The sequence below is a fragment of the Pedobacter sp. PLR genome, from assembly GCF_026239675.1.
Lineage (GTDB): Bacteria > Bacteroidota > Bacteroidia > Sphingobacteriales > Sphingobacteriaceae > Pedobacter.
In genome coordinates, this window is record NZ_JAPIVQ010000009.1 from 212643 (window position 1) to 238162 (window position 25520).

A 25520-nucleotide genomic window follows, 5' to 3' on the forward strand; every position below is an offset into this window, starting at 1 on the left:
CTTCCTACGCATTCAATTAATCACCATAACATGTTCTCCTCTCCAACAGTTAACCTTGATGTTCTAAAAAAAAGGGCTTACAATTTAAGGTGGGCAACCGTTCCAGACGGTGTCATTCCTTTAACAGCAGCCGATCCGGATTTCCCCTGTGCCCCGGAAATCTCAGAAGCAATTATCCGTTTTACAAAAGACCGCTACCTGTGCTATGGTCCGCCGGAAGGCTTGCCACAGTTCAAAAAAAGCATGGCTGGTTTCTTTCAGGAAAAACGAAATATTCCGGCAGACCCTGCCCTTCTTTTTCCGGTAGACAGTGCCGCGTTTGGCATCTGGTTAACCTGTAAAGCGTTTTTAACACCACAGGATGAAGCGATTATCTTTGATCCGGTAGACTTTCTTTTCAGGTACTCCATAGAAGCTGTAGGTGCTACTGCCATTCCTTTTTCTATCCCTCCGGGTGATGCAGCTGTGGATTTTGACAGACTGGAAAAGCTGATCAGCAAGAACACTAAAATGATCTGCATCTGCAATCCTTTAAATCCAACAGGAAAAGTTTTCAGTAAAGAAGAGCTACTTCGTTTTGGAGAAATCGCCTGTAGACATGACCTGATCATCTTATCGGATGAGATCTGGAGCGATATCATTTATGCGCCTCATGTTTTCACCAGTATCGCCTCCCTGAATGAAGAGATTCGCGACAGAACCATCACGATTACGGGATTCAGCAAATCTTATGGACTGGCAGGTTTAAGAATCGGCACAGTGATGGCTTCTAATTCAGCGCACTACAGCCGGTTATTTGAAGCCTCGCTACACGGTTCTACTATCAATGGCGCCAATGTATTGTCGCAACTTGCAGCAACAGCGGCATTAGACGAATCCGCCTATTATCTTGACGCGTTCAAAACACACCTGCACCAGATGCGGGAATTAGTTGTCAAAGAACTCAACAGCGTAGATGGCTTCCACTGCATTGCACCGGAAGGCTGTTACGTGGCTTTTGTTGACATCACCGGAACTCATAAATCCAGTTCAGACGTTCGGGATTTACTCTTTAATGAGGCAAAAGTTGCCGTGGTACCAGGTTTAAAACAATGGTTTGGGGAAGGTGCTGAAGGCTATATCCGCCTCAGCTTTGCGACCTCAGAAGGAATACTCACAGATGCGCTCTCCCGTATCAGGAACACCATAAAATCACTATGAAAGTTGTCATAATTGGAGGAGGCATCGCCGGACTCACCCTTGGTATATTTTTGCGAAAACAAAATATAGAATCTGTAATCAATGAAAGGCTGGTAAACATGCCGGAAAGAGGTCACGCTTTTTTAATGCACAGCGATGGACTCAGTAAACTGAAAGAACTTAGTCCGGACGACAATACCGCAGTTCCGGGTAAAACAGTTGATGATTTCATCTTAAAAAGACCTTCAGGAAAGGAAATCAAGCATTTACACCTTGATTCCTGGAAATGTATCAAGCGTGGCGACCTGATCCGCTTTCTAAAGCGCTCCATCCCAAAGGACCTCCTTATTGAAGGCCGTGAATTCTCACATTTCATTTACGAAAATGACAAAGTTGTTGCTGCTGCCTTTAAGAATGGGGACCTGGAATATGGCGACATTTTTGTGGGCGCGGATGGCGGAAATTCCAAAGTAAGACAGCAGATCATTGGCGACGTTACTTTTACCCCGGTAGCGGTGAAAGAAGTTGTAGGTGTTTCTTACAATGAAAAGCTTGGAAAAACACATGGCGAAAACTTCACAAAGTTCCAGGACAACACCAAAGGCTTAGCTTTTGGCATGATTCCAACGGATAAAAACGAATTTGTATGGTTTGTACAGTTTGATGCGAATGCCAACAAAGTTGAGGATGATAGTCCGGAGGGAATTAAGACATTTTGTACGGAACTGCTAAAAGATTTCCCGGCAGAGGTTTCTGAGCTGTTGTCAACCAATGATTTTACCAGCAGTTACATCTGGAATACGCGTGATTTTGACCTGCTACCCACTTTTCACCACCAAAACGTGGTTTTAATCGGTGATGCAGCACATCTTTCCCTGCCATTTACCAGTGCCGGTACAACCAATGCCATTGTGGATGCCAGAACACTGGTAGACGAATTGTTGCAACATGAAAATCATGAGGATGCTTTTGAGCAATACTATGCGACAAGAGCGCCGCAAATAGAAAAGCATATCCAGTTGGGCAGAGAATTAAAACATGTCTTCCTGAATCCTACGGATCAGAATGATGATGATATTCCGGTTCCATTGATCGCGAATAAGGAACAACTGGATGAGGTAAGTGCTAATCTGCAAATTGAGGTGTTGTACTTTACCGACCCGATTTGTTCTACCTGCTGGACTATACAACCTTTATTGAGGAAACTTAAGCTGGAATATGGCAGTTACCTGAATATTAAATACTGTATGGGCGGAATGCTTCCTTCCTGGGGAGAATATCCTAAAGGAAAAGTGAACGGTCCGACTGAAGTGGCAAAGCATTGGGATGAGGTTTGTGCCATTCATGAAATGCCTATCGATGGTGATTTATGGATTGAAGACCCTATGAATTCTTCTTATCCGCCTTCCATTGCATTTAAAGCCGCACAGATGCAGGACAATGACCTTGCTCCCCTTTTCTTAAGACGGATCAATGAGATGGTTTTTGTAGAAAAGAAAAATATCATCAAATGGGAGTTTCTGGAAAAAGCAGCGTTAGAAGTAGGCCTGGATTCTGCCAGACTTTTAAGGGATTATGAAGGTCGGGCAAAAGAATTGTTTAAAGAAGACCTGAATACCGGCAAAACGCATGGGGTGACTAGTTTTCCTACCTTGATCTTTTCAGACCCCTCAAATGACCATGTGACAATTAAAGGCCACCAGACCTATGACCATTTTGTAGACATCATTTTGCAGCGTCTGCCGCATGCGAAAAAGGCGGAGATAGATACCGATCCTAAAAACCTGTTTGGTCATTTCCCGACCATGGCCGATAAGGAATTCGCTTATTTGAGTGATATTTCTATGGAAGCAGCAGCTGTGAAACTGGAGGAGCTGTATGATCAGGGTTTCCTGAAAAAAATGGAAAGTAAAAACGGTATCCTCTGGAAAAGCAATTACTTCGAGCTGGTGTAAAAAACAGTTCATTGAGATTCCGTTTAGCGCTATAAACATTCAGCGGCTCCCCTTTTAGGAGAGCCGCTTTTTTGTGCCTGATGGTTGGCTCCCTTTGTTTTGTTTGGAAAACCCGGTAATAGTAGCCATCTTAGATTATGAAAAAATTAATGCTCCTCAGCCTGCTCATCAACACCTTAGCCATAGGAACCGTCTTTTCTCAAGCCGAAAGTCCGGCAAGTAAATATGTAATGAACAAATTCCATCATTACTATAATGAAAAACAGCCAGACAGTATTTTTAATATGTTTAGTACTGCCACCAAAACGGCATTACCTTTAGAAAAAACAAGGGGATTCCTGAATCAACTTTATACCAATTACGGTAAAATCGAACAAACTAGCTTTAAGAAGTACCAATCGGGCTTTGGGATTTATAAAACCAGTTTTAAGAACCAATCGCTACAACTTGGCCTGGCTGTAGATCAAAATCAACAAATCACAGGTGTATTTGCCAGGCCTGATGTTGAAGAGGGTCCTTCAAAAAGAAACCTTACTAAAATGCAATTGCCTTTTAAGGGGGAATGGGCAGTATTCTGGGGTGGTGATACGGAAGCACAAAACTATCATGTGGTGTCAAAAATGCAAAAGAACGCCTTTGATATCGTAATTCAGGATGCTAGTGGCAAAAGCTATAAAACAGACGGGAAAAGCAATGAAGATTATTATGCCTTCGGCCAGTCTTTAACATCGCCATGCGATGCAGAAGTGGTTTTCGCTGTTGATGGTGTGAAGGATAATGTACCGGGGAAGATGAATACCATGCATACCCTCGGCAACTCTGTGCTTTTAAAAACCCCGGCTAACGAGTATATCCTATTTGCTCATTTCAAACAAGGATCCGTGAAAGTTAAAGCTGGTGAGAAAATTAAAACCGGTCAGCTTCTGGGGCTTTGTGGAAACTCCGGAAACTCATCAGAAGCCCATTTACACTTTCACCTTCAGGATACCGAAGATTTTAATCAGGCAACGGGTATCAAATGTTATTTTGAGAAGTTAACTGTAAATGGAACCCCTAAAACGGACTACTCCCCTGTTAAAGGGGAAAAGATCAGGTTATAAACGCTAGCCCTCATTCTTGCGCCGGAAGCCTGGAATGAGGGTTTATCATAAAAATGTAAAGACAATTTTCTTCAAAGAAAGCAACTGGCTAATATTCTATATTTGGCACCGTATGTTTATCAAGTTGTTTCATTTTTTATCGCTGTTCGCGTACCTGAACATTATTGCTTATGAAGCAGGAGACGCTTCTGTTAAGCAATATTCGTTTGCCGGCGATTCTTTGCTTGAAATTGTACTCGATGACCTGCTGGATATTCCAATGCACAATTATGAAGACGGCATTGAGATTCCCAATGAAAACTACCGACTTTTCCAAACGGCGATTTACATCCTACCGGCTATTCTGATTCTTTTTTCTGTCTTTATCTTTAAGCAGATTGGAAAAGTAATCACTACCATCCACCCGTTTTACAAAACGAAAAGCACTTGCTTACCAAGTTATTACACCCACCTTTTTAGGTTGAAGCCATTCTAGGCATTCATTTTATCTTTTAGTATTTCTGAGGCTGAAAACCAGATGTATAGGTGGCTGTCCGACGCAATGTCCGGGCCTTTCCATGCTTTTGTCTGATTCCAGCAGTTTAGCAATGCTTTATTGCCCTTTCCGGCAATTGTTTTAAGCCCTTAACGGCCTTACAAACACTCATTTTCGCGCATTTCCCTTTTTAAACATTCCATATCACGGGACGCATTGACGCGTCCCTAAAATTCATTATGATTATGAAAGTTAAGTATTTAGCTTATTTCCCAATTTTAGCTGCCGTTACAATAGTCGGCTGTACCTCTTCTCAAAGTAAGGAGAACACTACAGACCAGGCCAAAACAGTGCCTATCGCTACAGTCAGCGTATTAGACACCATCATTTTCAAAGAATACATTGCCGATATACAGGCGGTGAAAAACGTAGAAGTAAGATCCAGATTGTCAGGATTCTTAGAGAAAATCTATGTAGAAGAAGGTTCAGCGGTTAAAGCCGGACAAGTCCTCTTTAAAATCAACGACGAAGAGTACAAAGCCGACCTGAGCAAGGCTGAGGCCGTATTAAACAATGCCATCGCAGATGCGAAAACCGTAGATCTGGAACAGGAAAGAACCAGGGTATTGGTACAAAGCAATATCGTTTCCAAAACGGAACTTGATTTAGGCGCAGCAAAGCTGAAAGCCGCTGAATCCCGTGTTGCCGAAGCCAGATCTGTGTTACGCTATGCGAAATCAAGACTTTCACACACCCTGATCAAATCGCCTTTTACCGGACGTATCGACAGGATGCCACTGAAAGCAGGTAGTTTATTGGCGGAAGGTTCCCTCCTAACCACCGTATCTGATTTAAGCGCGGTAAACGTGTATTTTTCAATCTCGGAAAAGGAATACCTGAACATTGCCAGCGACTCCGCTTATTCTAAAAACAACTTCAAAAAACAGGTTAAACTTACGCTGGCCAATGGAACCGTCTATCCATTTGAAGGGACAGCCAGATTTGCCGAAAGTGAATTCGCGAGTCAGACAGGTTCTTTATCATTAAAAGCGAATTTCCCTAATGCAGAAGGACTGCTAAAACATGGTGCTTCCGGTAAAATCAGCGTTCCTGTGGAAACAGGAGAGATTTTAGCGGTGCACCAGAAATCTGTATTTGAAATCCAGGACAGAACTTATGTGTATGTGTTAAATGAAAATAACACCATCAAAATGACTCCTTTCCATGCCGGACAACGTATCGGACACTATTACATGGTCAACTCCGGATTAAAGAAATCTGATAAGATCGTTTTTGAAGGCACGCAAAGTCTACGCGACGGCCTAACCGTTAAGCCTATGGAGGCCAAAACTAACCCTATCGCCAAAAACTAAATCCTGCGCATAAATCAAAAACTATCATGTTTGAACAATTTATAAAACGACCGGTATTATCACTGGTTATTTCCCTTTTTATCACCCTCCTGGGTTTACTGGCGCTATTTACCTTGCCGGTTACCCAATTCCCGGACATCGTTCCGCCATCCGTCGTGGTAACGGCAAATTATACCGGTGCAAATGCCGAAGTGAGTACAAATGCCGTGGCTATTCCTCTGGAAAGGACCATTAATGGTGTTGCAGGCATGACTTACATGAGTTCCGTATCCACCAATAACGGAACTACCCTGATCCAGGTTTTCTTTAAAGTAGGCACAGATCCTGACATTGCAGCGGTTAACGTGCAGAACAGGGTAACCACTGTGCTCGACGAATTACCTGAAGAAGTAATCAAAGCCGGGGTTACAACCGAAAAAGAAGTGAACAGTATGCTGATGTATCTGAACATTTATAGTGACGATAAAACAGCAGATGAGCGTTTTATCTACAACTTTACCGATATCAATATCCTAAAAGAATTGAAACGTATTGAAGGTGTTGGTTTTGCGCAGATCATGGGCTTAAGGGATTATGCGATGCGTGTATGGCTAAAACCAGACCGCCTGGCTGCCTACAACATCTCTTCCGATGATGTCATTGCCGCTCTAAGAAGGCAAAATGTGGAAGCTGCACCCGGACAAACGGGTATCGGTTCTGACAAATCGATCAATATGCAGCAATATGTATTGCGCTATCCGGGCAAGTTTTCGGACGCTGAGGAGTATAAAAACATTCCAATCCGCGCCAATGCAGATGGTTCTATTATCCGGATCAAAGACGTTGCAGATGTAGAATTTGGTTCCTTAGATTATGAGATGGTGTCTAAAACTGATGGCAGGCCTTCAGCCTCTATCATGCTGAAACAGCTGCCCGGCTCTAACGCACAGGAAGTTATTAAAAACGTAAAAGACCGCATGGCCGCCTTACAGGGGAACTCTTTCCCTCCGGGAATGAAATACACCATGGGCTATGATGTATCCAGATTCCTTGATGCCTCAATTTCAAGCGTATTGATCACTTTACTTGAAGCCTTTATTCTCGTATTTATTGTGGTATTTATCTTCTTACAGGACTTCCGTTCTACCTTAATTCCGGCGCTTGCCGTACCGGTTTGTTTAATTGGCGCCTTGTTTTTTATGCAGATGCTGGGCTTCTCCATCAACTTACTGACCTTGTTTGCACTCGTGCTTGCGATAGGTATTGTGGTCGATAATGCCATTGTAGTGGTGGAGGCAGTCTACTCTAAAATGGAGGAAGAACACCTTCAACCCATGGAAGCAACCATCGCTGCGATGAAAGAAGTTGGTAAGCCGGTTGTGGCAATCACCCTGGTGATGTCGGCCGTGTTTATTCCGGTAGCTTTCCTTTCTGGTCCCGTAGGTATTTTCTATCGCCAGTTCTCCTTAACACTGGCTTCGGCGATTATCATTTCCGGAATCAATGCCTTGACCTTAACACCGGCGCTATGTGCCATCATTCTTCGTTCTCCGCATGATAAACCTGAGGCCAAAGGCTGGATGTCCAGATTTTTTGCTGGCTTTAACAGGGTTTACAACAGAATGGCGGGCGGTTATAAAGGATTACTGACCAGAATTGCAGGAAGAAGAATTCTGACATTCGGACTGTTGATCGCTTTCTTTATCGCCACCTGGGGCATGAGCAGTATTTTGCCTTCCGGTTTTATCCCGACTGAAGATCAGGGGATGATTTACGTGAACGTAACCACGCCTCCCGGAGCTACAGTTGACAGAACCGAAAGCGTATTGAATGAAATTGATGCCATCAGCAGAAAGATGCAGGCGGTAGAAACGGTTTCTACCCTTGCCGGTTACAGTTTAGTAAACGAGGTTTCCGGTGCGTCTTACGGGATGGGCATGATCAATCTCGTGGCCTGGAAAGACAGAGAAGAATCGGTAACCGACATGATCGAAAAGCTTAAAAAGGCTACTTCACACATCATGGATGCGGATATTGAGTTCTTCCCTCCGCCTACCGTGCCTGGTTTCGGTAACTCTTCAGGTTTTGAATTGCGCCTTTTAGATAAAACCGGTGCTGACGACCTGAACCGGACTTCCGAAGTGATGAAGAAGTTTATTGAGGATCTAAAGGCCACTCCTGAAATTGGTAATGTGTTTACCACTTTCGACGTGAGCTTCCCGCAATATCTGATCAAAGTAGATCATGATCTGGCAGCGAAAAAAGGCATTAGCGTGGAGAATGCGATGAACACTTTGCAGACTTTAATGGGTAGTTATTATGCCACCAACTTCATCCGATACGGACAAATGTACAAGGTGATGGTGCAGGCAGGCCCTAATTACCGCGAAAAACCGGAAGATGTATTGAACCTTTTCATCAAGAATGATCAGGGAGAAATGATGCCATTCTCTACATTCATCAATATGGAGCGCGTTTATGGTCCGGAGCAGATCACCCGTTACAATATGTTCTCTTCGGCGATGCTGAATGGGGATGCCACCGCAGGTTTCAGTAGCGGACAGGCGATTGATGCAGTAGAAGCCGTAGCGAAAAAGCTTCCGGCAGGTTATGAAATTGAATGGTCTGGTATGACGCGTGAGCAGATTCTTTCCGGAAATCAGGCTTTATACATCTTTGCATTATGTTTACTGTTTGTATACCTGATCCTTGCTGCCCAGTATGAAAGCTTCCTTTTACCATTGCCAGTATTGTTGTCTTTACCGGCAGGTATTTTCGGGGCCTTCCTGTTCTTATGGATGTTTGGACTGGAAAACAATATTTATGCGCAGGTCGCATTGGTTATGCTCATCGGTTTACTCGGGAAAAACGCGATTCTGATCGTAGAGTACGCTATTATTAAACAAGAACAAGGTATGAGTTTCTTAGATGCTGCAATTGAGGGTTCTGTTGCCCGTTTGCGTCCGATCTTGATGACCTCTTTTGCTTTTGCAGCAGGATTGGTTCCTTTAATGCTGGCTACTGGTGCCGGTGCCCTTGGAAATCGCTCTATCGGAACAGCCGCTGTAGGCGGGATGATCATTGGTACGGTGGTCGGCGTAATCGTGATTCCAGGTCTCTATGTGCTCTTCTCATCATTGATGAAGAAGAAAGTAACTGCTAGCGCTAAGGTTATTGTAGCGATTACCTCGGTGATGTTGATCAGCAGCTGCTCCATGAAGAAAGATATTCCTGTTTATGAGCACCGTAGTCTGCCGGAAAGCTTCCAGAAAAGTACGGATACGAACACTGTAGCCAATACTACCTGGAAGGAATTCTTTAAGGATGAGCAGTTGATTGCACTAATTGAAACTGCCCTTGCCAACAATACAGATATGAAGCAAACTTTGCATCATATTGAGATCGCGAAGGCAAACTTAAGAATGCGAAAAGGTGCAGCTTTACCTAATATAGACCTTGCAATTGAAGGAGGACTAAGGAGATACGGTTTCTATACCGCTGATGGAATTGGTAATTACGACACCAATTTCTCTCCCAATCTGAAACCAGGTGAGCAGGTTCCCAACCCGCTTCCCGACTATTTTGTGGGGATCAGGACTTCATGGGAACTGGATTTATGGGGAAAGCTGAAAAACAAAAAGCAGGCCGCATTGAACAAGTTCATGGCTTCCTATGAGGGACAGAAACTGGTGCAGACAGAGTTGATCAGTAATGTATCCGCAGCCTATTTCGAATTGCTGACCCTGGATGAGGAGCTTAAGATTTTAAGCAGAAACATCCAGCTTCAACAGAATGGATTAAAGTTGATTCAGGTGCAAAAAGAAGCGGGTGTGGCTACCGAATTAGGCGTACAGCAATTCAAAGCGGTGCTTGCCAATTCCAAAGCTAAAGAGCAGGAAGTATTACAACAGGTTAGTCTGATGCAGCACCACCTGAACTTCCTTACTGGTAGATTTGAATCTACTATTACATTAAAGGAGAATGGATTAGAAGAATTCACTTCTACCAGTACTTTAGCAGAAGGCACACCTTTACAGATGATTGCTTTGAGGCCGGACATTAGACAAGCCGGACTGGAATTGATCGCTTCGCAGAAAGAAACGAAGGCCGCAAGTGCAGCATTCTTACCTGCAATTGTGTTAGCGCCGCATATTGGCTTGCAATCTTTTGACCTGAGTAAATTGCTACAACCGCAAACGGCATTGGCTTATGGATTGATAGGTGGCTTAACTGCTCCTATTTTCAACCAGCACCGCATACGCGCAGAATACGAGAGTTATAAAGCAAGTTACGGGATAGCATTTCAAAATTATGAGAAGATCGTTCTGAAGGCTTACAATGAGGTTCAGGACGCGGTAAAATCTCAAGCCTTCATTAAGGCGAAAAGAGGTTACATCTCTGAGGAAGTGAAAGCGCTGAATGCTTCCGTTAAAGCAGCAAACGCCTTGTTTTTAGCTGGAAGGGTAACCTATCTGGATATCATTACCACGCAAAGGAATGTTTTGGATGCGGAACTTAATGAGGTTCAGGCGAAGAAACAGCAGGTGCTGAACCAGATTTCTATTTACAAAGCCTTAGGTGGCGGCTGGAAATAAGAATTGTTAACAAAACAGGTTCGTATCAATGATACGAACCTGTTTTTCTATTCAACTACCCCCTTATTTAGCGCTCTTCATGGCATCCCGCAGTTGCTTCTCCTTATCCCCATTCCAATACCCACAATCCAGTTGTAAAAACACCGAAGTATAGGGAATGACTTCATTTGTTTTAATCACCAGCACCTTAAACAACTTAGATTCAGCGTCGAGTTTCCTGAATACCTCATCATGAAGCATCGTTTCTACCTTTTGAGTTCCCAATATCCCACGTGCATCGGACACGAAGTTCCTGACCCCTTTTGCCTGATCTTCAGTGATGAAGTTCAATTCCTGATCCTGATAAATAATCGGTTTAACATGGGCAGAAGAGTTCACTTGTGTGAGCACCTCCTTCAATACCGGCAATAGATCTTCATTCGCATAGATGTATTCCATTCCCGGGGCATTCTGTTCCGGAAAAGCCTTGTCAACAACCAGAATCCAGTTCCGATGTCCTAACAGTGGAAGTTTGGAATGCAATTGTTTTTTCCAGTCCTGAGCTTTTTCTACCGCAACATCGTTGGCATTGCTGACAGGTGCCTCACAACCTGAAAAGGCTACTGAGCTGGCTAAAACGACCATCCCAACAAGTTTTCTTAAGGTATTCACTGATGCTCTCATATAATTGATTTAGGAAAAAGTGATTTTTAAGCTTTCATTCATTTTAACATTCATTTTCTTGTCGCTGCTGATGGTCAGTTCGGCTCCGTTCTGTTTGAAATTTACAGGAATATTCTGAGCGCCCAGCATGACAGAAACCGACTTTATGCGTCCTTCGCCTATTTTGGTGAAAGCCAGGTCCTTTAACTGCAATTCACCATACTTTAAACTGATCGTATGCAGCTGTTTCGCTCCTGTCTTTTTCTGTGCATAAGTTCCCCAGCCTTTTGCAGCGGTAAAAGGAGTTTTAAAATCGGCCGCGTTCCATGCAGGAGAGAATCTAATATACCCTTTAGGACCGTGATACTCAAACCCGCCGGCATTTATAAATGTACCGTAACTCGCCATGGCTCTGGCATAGTGATCACTACATTCGATCTCATTGAAAGGATTTCTTTTAGCGGCGTGATATCTGTCGTGGATAGATCGGGTAAGGATCAGGCTTTCTGCTACCATCCCTTCTCCCATCAAATGTGCGGCTACCTGATGTTCAAAACCACTCATACACTCATGGAAATAGCCCAGTTGCCAGCCTACATTCTCTCCAAAGGGCTTAGGTTCATTGTATGGATTCGTATTCATCACCATACCTCCTTCACCCGACAATGCGTATGGCCTACCCCCAACATGGGTTTTGATATATGGCCCAACATCCGAAGCGTAGTTATATTTCCATAAAGCTTTTAGTGCCGCAACCGCTTTATCTTTACTCAACACCCTTGGCAGGCCGACCTGAAACGCCCAGCTCTGACCGTAGACCTGATCAATGTGACAGGTATTGTAAGAGCCCAGTTTTTTGCGTCCCTCCACCTTGTCCGGTCGGTGGATAAAGTATTCGCCGTTAAACAGCTCTTTTTCCATATTCTTACGACCATTCGTTACATAGGTTTCACAAGTTTTTGCAAAAGCGGTATCGTTCATTTCCTCGGCCATTGCCTGACCAGCCCTTGCACCGGCAATACAAAGTCCCACAATCCAGGCAATTTCCCCTTCCCAGACCGCATCCAATGTGTTTTCCATTGGGGTATCGGTCATGCCATCCCCATTCTTATCCTGATCCAGCATGAATTGTGTGGCCTTTTTAATTCCCGGCCAGTTCGTTTGCAGGAAACTATTATCGGCGCTCATCTGATGTTCGCGGTAAAACCGGAGTACCGTACCTGCCTGTCCGTCAATTGCCGGTCTGCTTTCATTTTCTGCGCGGAAAATAATGGCTCCGGTATCCTCCTTAAACCCGATTCCCAAATCTACACGATGCCTTAAATCGCGCTCCAATTCAGGGAATATTCGGGCTACAGATTGTGCATATTGCCAAACATGGGTGCAGGTACCGGCACAAGCGCCAACTCCCTCCCAGCCCCAGAATCTACCATCGGCAAAGCGATAGGTATTGGCGGTGGCCAGGGTATCAATATTAATGAAAGTACGCTCCAGAAACCAGTGTGGTAGTGTTGAGTCATTCCAGGTACTCGTCCACAATTCTGTAGTTTTTGTCAGCTTGTCAAAATTATCCTGCAGATAAGCACTTACCGCAGCGGCATCTTTAAATCTGGTGGCATAATGAAAACCCTTTTGCGCGTCCTTAACGATATTCTTAAGTTTTACATTGGCGTTATTGAAATGCCAGGCGACAGAATAATCTGCTTTAACTGATTTCCCCGGAGCAACAGTTGCGGTAACTTCAATACCACCGACTAGTTTTTCCGGTGCCTCTGCAACTGCTGAACTGCTCCCTGCAGCATTGAACTGTTTATCCGTCACGGGCCATGGGCTAATGGCGGGATAGGCTTTCCCGTTAGGCTGATGCAGGGTAAAACACATTGTTCCGGCATCCTGCGCATTTTTCAGTTCGTCAGTAAGGGCTTCAAAAGAAGAAGAGATGCTAATCGCGTTTTTGCTGGCGGATACCTCATTTTTCCTTTGTCCGGTTTTTGCCTTTCCGGTTAGTTTGTTGGCCCCGTTTTCCATCCAGCCTAAAACGGAAACCTGGATTGGGCTGGCGGTGGTGTTTTTTACTTCTGCACGGAGCATAGTCCCGGGCAAGGCCGAATTCAGCGCATCAAGGGGGATAAATGGAGAATAGACCTTTAACTGTACTTCAACAGGAAAATCCTTACTGATATACTGTATAGTAGCCATAGGATAAGCTGGTTTAAAAATAACCTCATCCCAATGGTCTTCTGTCAGTTCTTTGATATACGTTTTGCCATTGGTGACAACTTTTACGGCAAATCCCTGTTCTAGAACCCGTTTATTATTGGCTATAGCAGGTTCAACATAGGCAGCACCATCTCTCACACGAATCTTTCTCAGCTCCGTGCCATCGTTCCAGTTCACCGTTTTAGGATCTATACCTTCCTGTGCACCTTCAAAGGTTTCATTGTAAATCTGCCAGAGCCATAGTCTGCCATCTCCCCCAACATACACTGTTCCGGCATGAAGACCACCTACAGGCATTCCAATGTATTTAAGTTCATTTTTACTTTTGTAATAAGCAGTTTCTTTACCTCTGTTGTAAAGGGAGCTTACCCATTTGGGGTCTAAGTTTTTGTCTACCGGGATGTTATGAACCGGATAATCCATTGCAAAAACACTTTTCGCCCATACGGGGAACTGAACAGTTGCAAGACCGGCTGTGAGTAGTCCTGCATTCTTTATAAAATCTCTTCTGTTTGATGTCATAATCAATTTTCTTTTTAACGAATTACCAACCTGGATTTTGAGGCAACAAATTCCTGTTTCTATCTATGATCGCCTGAGGAACAGGCCATATATAATTCTTACTTGCATTAAATACCCTGTCCTGAGCTTTAAACATTGGTTTTGTCCAATCACCTATCGGATCTGCAATATTACTATTGATTCCATAAGCAGGTTTCGAGAGCACAAATTCTGCGGTTTTCCACCTCAACAGGTCAAAATATCTTTTATGTTCCGCTACAAATTCATGGCGACGTTCTTCCCGGATCGCTTCGCGCATTTTAACCTGATCTCCTAACAAGGGATCTACCCCCGGAAGTCCGGCTCTTGACCTGATTTTATTCATGGCCCAGGTAATCCTGGAATTGCCCGGATCAGTTTCATTTAACGCTTCTGCGAGCAGTAGTAAGGTTTCTGAATAACGATAAATCGGCCAGTTGGCCCAATTTTCTCCGGGTTTAGGATTAGTCTGATCATTAAATTTCAGGTACATATAGCCCGTTATCCCACCACCTTCGGCATTGATCCGTTCTGGCATAGCAGCTGAAGGATGCGGTTGATAAGGCGTAGATGTACCATTCGGTCTCAACACAGGGATACCAGGGAGCATAAACGTCATTTTTAACCTTGCATCTCTATTTTCGAAAGGCTTTGCGATGTCATAAATTGCAGATGTTTTGATTGATTTCCCATCTGTACACTCATAAGAATCAATCAGGTCTCTGGTTGGACAGAAACTGGCCCATCCTTCTCCGGTCACTCCGGTTCCTGAAGGAGAAGCCAATACCGGCAGGAACTGGGTTAATTTATCCTGAACATATTGGTAAGCTAAAATCACCTCTTTGTTGGCATTATTTGATTCTTTTTTGAACAACATGGAATAATCTTCCTCCAGATCATAGCCCATGGTGGTGACTTCCTCTGCGGATTTTGCTGCTTCTGCCCATAATGTAGCATCTTGCTGACCCTGGTGAAACTTTTTCATACTGGCCATATACAGATAAATATTAGCCCTTAGCATCAAAGCTGCCGCCCTGGTAATACGGCCATTATCTGCGGCAGAAGTGTATTTAACGGGTAAACCTGCGATGGCGGCCTCCACATTTTGCAAAGCATAATTCAGCACTTCCTGCTTAGGACTGCGCGATAAATTTGACTCCTCCAGACCAATTGGTTTTTCTTTAATCAAAGGAAGATCTCCGAACAGTTGTGACATCCGGAAGTACCGCATGGCCAGAATAAACCTCGCCTCGGCATCAAATCTCTTTTTAATACTTGCGTCAATGGTCATGGTACTTAACTTATCGATAAAATACAAAGCGATACGAATCTGATCATATCTCCATTCTTCCCCAATATAACCATCTGTTGCAGAATAAGTACCCATACTGACAAAACCCAATCCACCCTCACCCCATGCGTTGGTCATCACCGTATTATCGCTCTGACAATCGCGCCAGAAATCACGACTATTTGGTAAAGTAGCATATACGGCATTTAATCCTTTTTGTGCATCATCAGCTGTTTTCCAAAAGGTAGCATCAGAAGATTCTGCGAGTGGTGAAGTATCTAGAAAACCTTTTTTACAACTGCCGGCCATAAAAACAACCACAATTAACAGGTATATATTTTTTCTTTTCATCTTTTTAGAATTTAAGGTTGAAACCAAATGACCAGGTTCTTGAAAGTGGGTAATACCCACCTTCCGGATCAAAGCCGGTATAGTTAGTAATGGTCGCCAGATTTTGGACAGAAGCAAACAGTCTTAATGAGTTAAGCTTTAACTTAGTTAATGCTGCTTTTGGCAGTTGATAACCAATCTGTACATTCTGGATTTTGATATAATCGGCCTTTCTCAACCAGAAGCTCGAATATTTGGTATCATTCGCATTATTCTGAATAGATAACCTTGGATAAGTGGCATTCGGGTTATCCGGAGTCCAGTTGTCTAAAGCCAGCGGACGGGCATTTTGTGAAAGATAGAAGGCCCATCCCTCATAACCGCTCATGTACCTCATCCCATTCAACGCACCGATTACATTTGCTGAAACATCAAAGTTTTTCCATCCAAAGTTGAAGTTGGCACCAAACCTAACCACCACTTTATCATTTAAGATTACCCTGTCATTACCATCAATCACCTTGTCATTATTGGTATCCTGGTATTTGATGTTTCCAGGAAACACATTGGGCCCCTGATTCGGACTGTTTTTAATTTCCTCCGCACTTTGAAACAAGCCTAAAGCTTTTAAACCATATGGCAATTGATATTGCAAACCTTCATCGGTATAAGTATTTCCAATCTGAGGCCCTTTACCTGCAAGATCGATGACTTTGTTCTTCGAAAAAGAGGTGTTAAAATCAACGCCCCAATTGAATTCGCCAGACCTATCCTTATAATTGAGCAGGAATTCCCAGCCTTTACTATCCATTTTCAACAAATTACTAAATGGCGCTGGCAGGCCGAATTCTGCACTTACAGGCGGATTATTCAATATATTGTCCCTTTTGTTTATGAAATAATCTACACTAATCCCTAATCTCTGACCAAGCAACATCACGTCAAGGCCAAGATTCGTTTGTTTAGATTGCTCCCAGGTTATGTTCTTATTTACAGAAACGCCGTTATAGGCGCCTGGCACCGCAACACCATTAAATCCATAAATCGTAGAGTTATAGGTCAGCACCTCAGCTGTTGGGTAGTACCCAACTTTTTCCGCGTCGCCCAAAATCCCCCATGATCCACGAACCTTTAGGCTGTTGACCCAGGATACATCAAAAAATGATTCTCTGTGAATGTTCCACCCAGCGGAGAATGAAGGAAAATACCCCCATTTATTCCCTTCCGCAAAGCGTGAAGAGCCATCACCACGAATGTTTGCCTGAAACAGGTATTTCCCATCATAATCGTAATTCAATCTGCCGAAATAAGACCTGATGGCCACATCTGAAGCCGTACCTGAATTCTGCATATTAGTGGATGCCCCGGTATTCAAGACATCAATATTTCCAAAAGGAAGTTGATCGCGGTAAGCGCTAAAACTATTGTTGTAATAATATTCCTGGGAATACCCTGCCAATGCTTTGAATCCATGTTTATTCAATTGGTAGTCATAATCAGCAGTTGCCTGAAAAACATTCCTGTAGTTGCTCCCGTAGCTCTCTGTCAATGCGGTTACCAGGTTTTTTCTGGTTGCTATTGCTCCACTCTCATCGTACAGGTTATAGGCGAGCACCCTATCGGTAGTCCGTTGATCACTGGAAGTTCTGGCATAGGAACCTTTAATATTTAAATTTTCTAAAGGCGAATAAACCAGATCTGCCACGCCGAAGAGCTCTTTATATTTCGCATAATTGTACCCTCCTTCATTGACCCCGGCAATGGTATTCCCAACCATAGAAGAGCCAACACCATATTGCCCGTTTGAGGTATAGATAGGACTAATTGGTGCCGCACGTGCAGATTCAGATTGCCATCTATCGGTTCCTCCCTGCGGTTGCATGATATAGGTTTGGGTATATTGCAGATTGGTGGAGAGTTTCAGCTGGTCTGAAATTTTGATATTTATATCCGGCCGAAAGGTGTATTTATTGTAGTTGTTATTTGGCAGCGTTCCATCCTGATAATCATAAGAACCGGACACCCTGTAAGTCACATTTTCAGATCCACCGGAAATTGCCAGACTATTATTGTTAATCAGGGTGTTCCTTTTATAAATGTCCATATACCATTTGTTATCGGCATATTTCCCGGCAGCAAGATCCTCCAGGCCTTTCGCGCCATATATCGGCTCCTTGCCATCATTTATCAATACCTGATCCCATAATTTCATGTAATCTGCGGCACCCACAAAATCCAGCATGAATTGTGGTTGCTGTATCCCTATGCTGCTATTCAGCTCTACCATAGGTTTACCGGTTTTATTTCCTTTTTTTGTGGTCACCAGCAGCACACCATTTGCAGCTCTTGAACCATATATGGATGCTGATGCAGCATCTTTAAGTACAGAAACGCTCTCTATATCATTAGGGTTTAAGGTGTAAATATTACCTGGAAAACCATCTATCAAGACCAGTACGCCTGAGCTCCCGCCAATGGTAGAAGTTCCGCGGATATTGATGCTGGCACCAGAGCCTGCTGCACCTGATCCTTTGGAGATATTTAGTCCGGGAACGGTTCCTGCAAGTAATTCCTGAACATTGGTAACCGGCCTTGAAGTAAGCGCCTTATCTACGTTTACGACCCCTACAGCACCGGTAAGATCCGCTTTCTTCTGTGTACCGAAGCCCACAACTACCAGCTCCCCCAACTGTGATGCTTCTTCCTGAAGCGCCACATTCAGGTCGGGGTTTTGCCCATCTGCAATAGTGATGTCTTTTGATACCGGGGTATAACCGATATAATTCCAGGTCATTTGATAATTACCTGGTTTTAAATTCACAAAAATGTAATTTCCCTCTCCGTCTGCTATCTTGTTCTGCGTGATGCCTTCTCCAATGAGCTTAATGGTTACGCCAGGCAAAGATAATCCGGTTTTACCTTCGGTTACTTTTCCTTTCAACACGCCTGCGACTACGAAGTAGGTGGTTTTTATAAAAATTACTGGTTTAATGATTACGGTTTTGTCAACAATGGAATAAGTGATTGGCTGTCCGGCGAAACACTGTTTAAGGACTTCTTCCAGTAAAGCATTTTTAGCCACAATGTTTATACGTTTAGTACCAGAAAGCATATCATCTGCGTATAAAAACTGATAGCCACTCTGCTTTCCAATCTGTTTAAATAGCTCTTTGAGGTCTTTATTTTTGGCAGACAAGCTAATACGCTGTGCACTAGCCCCAAGACTCAGTTGAAGAAACAAGGTGATTAATAAAACCAGGGTTAATTTGGCACGCATAATTATTTTCTTAGCTAGTTCCTGGTTGGCTAGCAACCGGATAATTCCTGGTGGGAATTTCTGAGGCATGAGCATAGCAAGCTCATACTTCATTAAAGTATAAAATTTCATACATTTGGTTGGTTTAGGTTTTCGCGAGTCGTTTATCCTTTCGGAATTCAAAAACGATTCGCAATTATTTGGTTTTGTTTTTCGCAATGATCAATATGGGAACCTATACTTTGCCGGGAGTGTTACTAGCACTTCCGGTATTTACGATTCTGCTGATGATAATTATGAGGGTTTAAGGCATAACTATTATCCTCCTTTCTTCAATTTTAAAATGAACACGGGTTGTTAATTCCAGCATACTCAAGACCTGTGAAACATTTGCATAGCGGGAAATGCTTCCCGTAAAGGTTTTTGCTGATATATCGCCTTTGTAGACTATTTCTACATCATACCACCTCGATAACTGACGCATTATATCCTCCAACGGGAGGCTATTGAAAGCGAACTTGTTATCTTTCCAGGCCATCACCTCTTCCAGGTCTGCCTTTCTAACTTTAAGATCAGCACCAACAACAGCCTGTTCTCCGGGCTTTAACACCACCATCCTGGATGTTGCCGCCGGACTTTTAACTTTAGCAATCACTTTGACTGACCCTTCCAATAACGTTGTTTTGATGTTACGTTCATCCGTATAACTGTTGATGTTAAAATGAGTACCGAGTACCTCAATAACCTGCTGGTCGGTACTCACTTTGAAAGGCATTCTTTTATTCTTTGCTACTTCAAAATAAGCCTCACCAGTTAGGCTAACCAGTCTTTCATTACCGGTAAAGCGAGCGGGGAAACGAATCGTAGTCGCTGCATTTAACCAGATAGCGGTACCATCAGGCAAGGTTACCTGGTATTGTCCTCCTTTAGGAGTAGTTATCGTATGGAAAGCCAATCCATCACTTAAAACAGGGTTTTGATCAATGTTGTAAATCAATTGACCATTCTTTACTTTTTTTACAATTACACCCGACTGACTTGCGAGTACTCCATTGCTGGCCTCGTTAAGTACAATCTGCTCTCCGTTACCCAGCGTCAATACCGCTTTATTCCCACCCGGATTAATCGTCGAAATTTGCGGTTGGCCAGGTATCTCTGAAGTTTTAGGAATATTCATTTGGGGATAAAAAAATAGGGAAAGTCCTACAACCAGAAGGATTGCAGCGGCGGCAGAGATTATTTTCGTATAAAACTTCCAGCTTTTGTTTTGCGTAGGACCAGGATTTTGCTGAGCATGATTAGACACCACTTTCCACATCGCCTCTTTGGCAAGTACCGGGTCCTGGTTACCTTTTGGAAGTTGCCTGTTTAAGGCTTCTTCCATATAAAACCGCTCTATCAAGGCTTTTTCTTCCAGTGTACATTTTCCTTCTAAATACCTATCTATGAGTTGTTCTACCGTTTGCTTATCCATGGGCGTTTTAGTCTTATCATACTAAAGACACCTGCCAAAGGACGAGGGAGTAGAAGAATAGAAAAATTATTTAAGAAAGTACCAGGTGGTCATACCGAGGAGAATGGTAGGAACGGCTAGTTTTAAGCGTATGATCCGGATGGCATTGGCAACTTGTTTCTTGACTGTTTTATCGGAGATCCCCAATTGTTCTCCAATTTCGCGATGCGAAAGGTATTCCTTCCGGCTATACTCAAAAACAGCTCTCATTTTTTGCGGGAGATTCTGGATTTCGGTTTCTATTGCGGCAGCCAATTCTTTCTCATTGATCTGATCGATAATAGAATCGTTGTGAGTGTCGGCATATTCCGCCATTCCATCAATGAAAAGGTCTCTGGTTTTACGTTTACGGATGGTATTCAAAACCTTATGCCTTGCCGTAACATACAAATATCCCTGCAGGTTATTGGTCAGTGGCAAGTCGGAAGATTTCCCCCAAAGGCTGATAAAGAGCTCTTGTACTACATCCTGAGCTTCGGCCTCGTCTTTTAGCATCTTAAGGCAATGGCCGTATAGAATACCCCAATAGCGGTTGTAAATTTCTGAAAATGCAGCATGATTCCCAGCCTTTACCAGCTGAATTAATTGAAAATCAGAAAACTCCCCATTTTGATTCATGAATATCTCCCCTATTAGCCTGTGCCTATTAAAGGTATATACTTTAAGGGACAGAACCTGGCAAATGCCAAATACGCTTAATATTATGACGAAATTGTAAAACGAACGTTTTCCAATAAAAACCCTTGTCTTAAGAAAAACAAGGGTCTGATTGGACCAGGAACTAGATTGACAGCGATTCCGTGTTACATTTCAACTTTAATCGCCTCTGATGACCTGATCAGGTTCAAAAACTCCAGTGGTTGATGTAACTGATGACTAAAGAAAACTCCATCCTTTTGGTCTGTTTTCAACATCGCTTCTATATGTAATACTGTGCAAAAAGCCGTTAGGTGGGCCTGCCCTAGTGTATCCTGAACAGCGATTTTCCTGTTTTCCTTTCCATTGTCTACGATCACATCAAATAGCGTCTGGTCTCCTTTCCCATTGGCACTAAAGATCAGTCTTCTCATCGATAAGGAAAGGACATCAAACAACTTAATGTTTTGAAAAGCGCCCAGTAGCCAGGTAATAAACACAGAATTATAGGTCATTTTTACCTGAACGGTAGGTATTCCTTCCGCTTTATGGAGGATGAATAAGTCGGGGGTATCAAAATTATAGGACTGCCTCTTTCCTATGCCAAAAGAATAATGATGCTTTTCTGAGTTTAAGAAATGTTTGAGCCATATCAGTTTATTTTCCAGGTAGCCTTTAAACGGTTTTGCCACATGTTCTGCCATAAAATGAGCGGAGCTTACTCCTGCCAGGTCATTGACAGAATAGTAAACGAATAGTTTTACCGCCTGGATTTTCTCTTTATGAGGTTCAACAAGGAAGGCCAGGCTGCTCACCAGTCCGGCCATCCAACCGGAGCTGAATACAATCTGACTATTCACCTTTCTGTTTTCTGTAAACCGCAATGCCTTTTCAAGATCCGGAGTCGGTTTGGTGATGTCAATGTAATCAAGCCCGTTTTCGATACAGTAATTTAAGATATGGTTTGACTTATCGTTGGCACACAACACAACTAGCTGGATGTTCTTTTCGGCAATTGAAGTAAACGAACCGGGATTGTCAACGTCGATCTGCAATGCATCTGGCAACGCCGGATCCAGGTTACGACTTCCTATAAAAACTGCTGTTTTTGGGTTTCTTTCTTGTAGCAGTCTGACAATTTTATTGCCAACCAGCCCTTTTCCGCCTACTACGAGGATATTGTTTTTTAATCTTTGCATCTGTAAATTGATAAATTCAGCTGGCAAAGTTGTTTCAAAAGCACCTGTTTACAGCGGACAAATGTCCAAAAATCAAAGAGGTCCGTTGTTTCCAGGACATAAAAAAACTGCAAATGAAAATACTTTTAAAAGTACATTCATTTGCAGCCTCTGATATATATGTAAAGATATCAGCACATCTTTGTTAGTCCCACTTTACATTCAGGTCATGCTTTTGTGCATATGCTTTTCCTTTTTCCAGCAATAAAGCAAACTTCTCTTCAAATTTAGGGACATATTTCTGTTCAATATTTTGAATGATTGTTTGTTTCTGATCTTCCGGTCCTTTTGCATCACAAAGTTTTGCATAGGCTGTATATTCATTTTTATAAACAGGGAGCACATATTCAAATGTACTTAAAGACAAAGCTTTAATCTCTTTGGTATCATCATTTTCAGGCAGTTCATTAACGTCTTTCAGCACCTTTTCCATGTATAGCACCTTATTATTGATAAAGATTTGCGCCTCATCCCCTTTTTTCTTAGAGGAAGGTATATCTGCAAACTCCAGTGTTGCCTGCTGGATATGTCTTGCCAATCTATCAGTTCCAAAATCGCTGATGGTATTGGTGTTTAGCACTGCTTTACCAAAAAAGTCATCAGGTGAAGTATTCAGATTACAGGAAAAGAACACAGTGGTTGCTGCTATGATGGCTAGTTTAGGAAGAGATTTCAGGGAAAAATTGTTCATTAAATTCAATTAAATAGTAATAATATGATTAGACACTATTATTGCAAAGACCAGGCCATAATGACCTAAAGACTTAGAATAAACCCTATTCAACTCATTATCTGATCACTTAAAATTTCAGCGCGCGTTGCAAATTCTATAATACTAGTCATAGGATATCTCTTATCTTTACAATCTATCTATATCTTGTAAGTTAACGGAGCTCCTGTCAAATTGTAAATCTGAAGGCAGCTAGCAAAGTAGCCTGATCAGTTTTGTTTCATTTGAAATTTATTCACAACAATTTTAATCCTATTGACGTTAAAACTTTAAACGACCATCATGAACAAAAAAATATACCTCTCCTGTCTGATCTTACTTTGTGCATTCTTCTCAAGTATCGCTCAGAAAAAACAATTAAGAGCACAGATACAACAAGTTCTCGCCCATAAGAAAGCCGATGTAGGCGTTTCCGTATATGGAATAGAAGACAAGGATACGCTTAGTGTTAATGGCGACAAGCATTACCCAATGCAAAGTGTTTTCAAGTTTCACATTGCTATGGCAATGTTAAATCAGGTAGATAAAGGCCGGTTTAGCTTGTCGCAGAAAATCCACATTAAGAAAAGTGATCTATTGCCGGATACCTGGAGCCCTATCCGCGATGCGCATCCCAATGGAGAGGTGGACTTACCCCTTTCAGAAATCATCAAATCTACTGTTGCACTAAGCGACAATAACGGCTGTGACATCCTGATGAGGCTACTTGGAGGTCCTAAACCCATCAATGACTACATTCATAGTCTGGGTATCAAAGATGTGGCTATCAAGGCAAATGAGGAAGAAATGCATAAAGAATGGAATGTACAATTCTCTAATTGGAGTACGCCTAAAGCCATCACCGATCTATTAGTAAAGTTCTACACGAAAAATCTGTTATCAAAAGAGAGTTTCAACTTCTTATGGACCACAATGGTGGAAACCAGTACAGGTGTAAACAGGCTTAAAGGACAATTGCCAAAAGGAACGATTGTTGGCCATAAAACCGGCACTTCCGATACTAATAAAGCAGGAATTACTTCGGCTATTAACGACATGGGAATTATCCGCTTGCCAAATGGAAAACATTATGCGATAGCAGTTTTTGTTTGCAATACAAAAGAGAATGAGGCGACCAACGAGAAAATCATTTCAGATATATCAAAGCTGGTTTGGGACTACTTTAACAAGAAATCTAAATAACCCAGCTGAAGTAATTTCGAGAACAAAAAAAAGAGGGTTAAACGAACATTAATGATGTTTGTTTAACCCTCTTTCTATTTAAAGACGCTTTATCTTACATAATGAAACGGCGTGTTGGCTTAAATGCCTTCATCAACAACACCAATAAAGCACTAATTCCGAAAGTAAAACAAGCAATACCTAAGATTTTAAACAATACTGGTAATGGCGAAGCGATCTTCTCGATCACATCATAACCGACTTCTACAAATACAAAGTGACACAGATAGATTCCAAAGGTTAAAGAAGCTAGCTTCGACAACCCGGCAGTAGAAGTGATATTCATTTTCTGAACGATCACAAACACAGGGAAAGTCATCATAAAGACGTTGATACCGGCGAAATACCATACGATTTCAAGATTGGCATAATTGCCAGGGAAGTGCTTCTGAGTCTCGATAAATCCAAATGAAGTGATAAAATATCCGACTAAAAACATTGGGATGGTGATGCTGAGCATCTTTTTCCAGCTCCAGTCCAACGGATAAGTTACTAAATAATAAGCCAGGACTAAGTAACCGGTAAACCCGGAAATATAATAAAAGGTACCGTAATCGTTCCAGTCGCAGACGCCAAAAAGGCCCATATTTCCATAATTCCCTTTGTAACCCAATACCGGAGCCAGCATTTTGATGTAAGGTAACATTAAAGCAATTCCCCATACACACAGAAAAAGCTGAATGTCCTTTTTAGACGCTTGCTTTAACCAGCCGCTAAACACCGGCATGATCAGGTAAAGTCCAACCAGCATGTACATATACCACAATGGAATGGTTGCAAAACTGAAATTGAAAATGAACATATACAGGTTACTGAAAGTAGCATCAAAAGTATGGTTAGCAAGGCTTAATGCCTTGTTTTGAGTACCAGGATTGATATAATTCAGATAAACAAAGAATAATATTGGTAAGACTAGTGACCAGAAAACAAGTGGGATCAGGATTCTGACAATTCTTTTCTTGTAAAAATCTGCCATGCTCATATTGATGGGTAACAGCAAAACGCCGGACATCATCACAAATAAGGGCACACAAGACCGGACAAAACTTCCTGTAAACACACCGGTAAGGAAAGCTCCCCGGTTCGAATCGAATTGCGCTACAAAAGGATCACAACTGTGGGATAAAACCACTAAAAAACAAGCAATTACGCGTAATAGATTAACCCATCCCATCTCTCCCTGCACTTTTTTTTCCATATATATATTTAATTTAATTTCTAAAAAGAGGTCCATCACAAAAAGACGC

General features: G+C 42.5%; 16 protein-coding genes. 7 read left to right on the forward strand and 9 right to left on the reverse strand.

Going from position 1 to position 25520, the window contains the following annotated elements; translation table 11 throughout:
* Positions 1 to 30: 30 nt before the first annotated feature.
* The 6 genes from OQX61_RS21300 to OQX61_RS21325 all read left to right on the forward strand — a co-directional run bounded on the left by OQX61_RS21300 (position 31) and on the right by OQX61_RS21325 (position 10656).
* Complete coding sequence (locus tag OQX61_RS21300) at positions 31 to 1200, forward strand: pyridoxal phosphate-dependent aminotransferase (protein WP_265843836.1); 1170 nt, start codon at positions 31 to 33, stop codon at positions 1198 to 1200.
* Positions 1197 to 3134 carry a DsbA family protein gene (locus OQX61_RS21305; protein ID WP_265843837.1) on the forward strand — a complete coding sequence of 646 codons (1938 nt, stop codon included), beginning with the start codon at positions 1197 to 1199 and terminating at the stop codon, positions 3132 to 3134. The genes OQX61_RS21300 and OQX61_RS21305 overlap by 4 nt, the downstream gene beginning before the upstream one ends.
* 137 nt (positions 3135 to 3271) lie before the next feature.
* A complete protein-coding gene (locus OQX61_RS21310) occupies positions 3272 to 4234 on the forward strand; it encodes a M23 family metallopeptidase (protein ID WP_265843838.1) in 963 nt (320 codons plus the stop codon).
* A 112-nt stretch (positions 4235 to 4346) separates the two neighbouring features.
* Complete coding sequence (locus OQX61_RS21315; RefSeq protein ID WP_265843839.1) at positions 4347 to 4709, forward strand: hypothetical protein; 363 nt, start codon at positions 4347 to 4349, stop codon at positions 4707 to 4709.
* A 245-nt stretch (positions 4710 to 4954) separates the two neighbouring features.
* Complete coding sequence (locus OQX61_RS21320) at positions 4955 to 6082, forward strand: efflux RND transporter periplasmic adaptor subunit (protein ID WP_265843840.1); 1128 nt, start codon at positions 4955 to 4957, stop codon at positions 6080 to 6082.
* A gap of 26 nt (positions 6083 to 6108) precedes the next feature.
* Complete coding sequence (locus OQX61_RS21325; protein WP_265843841.1) at positions 6109 to 10656, forward strand: efflux RND transporter permease subunit; 4548 nt, start codon at positions 6109 to 6111, stop codon at positions 10654 to 10656.
* Positions 10657 to 10719: 63 nt separating this feature from the next.
* Here OQX61_RS21325 and OQX61_RS21330 read toward each other — a convergent pair whose 3' ends face one another.
* From OQX61_RS21330 to OQX61_RS21365, 8 genes are all read right to left on the reverse strand, one after another.
* Positions 10720 to 11319, reverse strand: a complete 600-nt coding sequence (locus tag OQX61_RS21330) for an RbsD/FucU domain-containing protein (protein WP_265843842.1) — start codon at positions 11317 to 11319, stop codon at positions 10720 to 10722.
* Between the two features lie 9 nt (positions 11320 to 11328).
* Positions 11329 to 14040 carry a GH116 family glycosyl-hydrolase gene (locus tag OQX61_RS21335; protein ID WP_265843843.1) on the reverse strand — a complete coding sequence of 904 codons (2712 nt, stop codon included), beginning with the start codon at positions 14038 to 14040 and terminating at the stop codon, positions 11329 to 11331.
* Positions 14041 to 14062: 22 nt separating this feature from the next.
* Entirely contained in the window at positions 14063 to 15700 is a 1638-nt protein-coding gene (locus tag OQX61_RS21340; RefSeq protein WP_265843844.1) for a RagB/SusD family nutrient uptake outer membrane protein, read from the reverse strand.
* 4 nt (positions 15701 to 15704) lie between these two features.
* A complete protein-coding gene (locus OQX61_RS21345; RefSeq protein WP_265843845.1) occupies positions 15705 to 19067 on the reverse strand; it encodes a TonB-dependent receptor in 3363 nt (1120 codons plus the stop codon).
* Between the two features lie 172 nt (positions 19068 to 19239).
* The gene (locus OQX61_RS21350) at positions 19240 to 20409 is read right to left on the reverse strand and encodes a FecR family protein (RefSeq protein ID WP_265843846.1); all 1170 of its coding nucleotides are present in this window, start codon (positions 20407 to 20409) and stop codon (positions 19240 to 19242) included.
* Positions 20410 to 20475: 66 nt separating this feature from the next.
* A complete protein-coding gene (locus tag OQX61_RS21355; RefSeq protein ID WP_265843847.1) occupies positions 20476 to 21066 on the reverse strand; it encodes an RNA polymerase sigma-70 factor in 591 nt (196 codons plus the stop codon).
* A gap of 185 nt (positions 21067 to 21251) precedes the next feature.
* Entirely contained in the window at positions 21252 to 22283 is a 1032-nt protein-coding gene (locus tag OQX61_RS21360) for a saccharopine dehydrogenase NADP-binding domain-containing protein (protein ID WP_265843848.1), read from the reverse strand.
* A 184-nt stretch (positions 22284 to 22467) separates the two neighbouring features.
* Positions 22468 to 23013: a hypothetical protein gene (locus OQX61_RS21365; protein ID WP_265843849.1), complete on the reverse strand. Its 546-nt coding sequence runs from the start codon at positions 23011 to 23013 to the stop codon at positions 22468 to 22470.
* Between the two features lie 321 nt (positions 23014 to 23334).
* Here OQX61_RS21365 and bla point away from each other — a divergent pair, with 321 nt between their 5' ends.
* Entirely contained in the window at positions 23335 to 24234 is a 900-nt protein-coding gene (bla, locus tag OQX61_RS21370; RefSeq protein ID WP_265843850.1) for a class A beta-lactamase, subclass A2, read from the forward strand.
* 94 nt (positions 24235 to 24328) lie between these two features.
* On the opposite strand, the gene OQX61_RS21375 is transcribed toward bla, so the two are convergent.
* Positions 24329 to 25471: an acyltransferase family protein gene (locus tag OQX61_RS21375; protein WP_265843851.1), complete on the reverse strand. Its 1143-nt coding sequence runs from the start codon at positions 25469 to 25471 to the stop codon at positions 24329 to 24331.
* Between the last annotated feature and the right edge of the window lie 49 nt (positions 25472 to 25520).

What these genes read in the sequence shown, in the direction of transcription:
- OQX61_RS21360 (WP_265843848.1), bottom strand. Translation starts at nt 22,283, where the DNA reads ATGCAAAGATTAAAAAACAATATCCTCGTAGTAGGCGGAAAAGGGCTG.
- OQX61_RS21350 (WP_265843846.1), bottom strand. Translation starts at nt 20,409, where the DNA reads ATGGATAAGCAAACGGTAGAACAACTCATAGATAGGTATTTAGAAGGA.
- OQX61_RS21330 (WP_265843842.1), bottom strand. Translation starts at nt 11,319, where the DNA reads ATGAGAGCATCAGTGAATACCTTAAGAAAACTTGTTGGGATGGTCGTT.
- OQX61_RS21345 (WP_265843845.1), bottom strand. Translation starts at nt 19,067, where the DNA reads ATGAAATTTTATACTTTAATGAAGTATGAGCTTGCTATGCTCATGCCT.
- OQX61_RS21335 (WP_265843843.1), bottom strand. Translation starts at nt 14,040, where the DNA reads ATGACATCAAACAGAAGAGATTTTATAAAGAATGCAGGACTACTCACA.
- OQX61_RS21310 (WP_265843838.1), top strand. Translation starts at nt 3,272, where the DNA reads ATGAAAAAATTAATGCTCCTCAGCCTGCTCATCAACACCTTAGCCATA.
- OQX61_RS21365 (WP_265843849.1), bottom strand. Translation starts at nt 23,013, where the DNA reads ATGAACAATTTTTCCCTGAAATCTCTTCCTAAACTAGCCATCATAGCA.
- OQX61_RS21300 (WP_265843836.1), top strand. Translation starts at nt 31, where the DNA reads ATGTTCTCCTCTCCAACAGTTAACCTTGATGTTCTAAAAAAAAGGGCT.
- OQX61_RS21340 (WP_265843844.1), bottom strand. Translation starts at nt 15,700, where the DNA reads ATGAAAAGAAAAAATATATACCTGTTAATTGTGGTTGTTTTTATGGCC.
- OQX61_RS21315 (WP_265843839.1), top strand. Translation starts at nt 4,347, where the DNA reads ATGTTTATCAAGTTGTTTCATTTTTTATCGCTGTTCGCGTACCTGAAC.
- bla (WP_265843850.1), top strand. Translation starts at nt 23,335, where the DNA reads ATGAACAAAAAAATATACCTCTCCTGTCTGATCTTACTTTGTGCATTC.
- OQX61_RS21355 (WP_265843847.1), bottom strand. Translation starts at nt 21,066, where the DNA reads ATGAATCAAAATGGGGAGTTTTCTGATTTTCAATTAATTCAGCTGGTA.
- OQX61_RS21375 (WP_265843851.1), bottom strand. Translation starts at nt 25,471, where the DNA reads ATGGAAAAAAAAGTGCAGGGAGAGATGGGATGGGTTAATCTATTACGC.
- OQX61_RS21305 (WP_265843837.1), top strand. Translation starts at nt 1,197, where the DNA reads ATGAAAGTTGTCATAATTGGAGGAGGCATCGCCGGACTCACCCTTGGT.
- OQX61_RS21320 (WP_265843840.1), top strand. Translation starts at nt 4,955, where the DNA reads ATGAAAGTTAAGTATTTAGCTTATTTCCCAATTTTAGCTGCCGTTACA.
- OQX61_RS21325 (WP_265843841.1), top strand. Translation starts at nt 6,109, where the DNA reads ATGTTTGAACAATTTATAAAACGACCGGTATTATCACTGGTTATTTCC.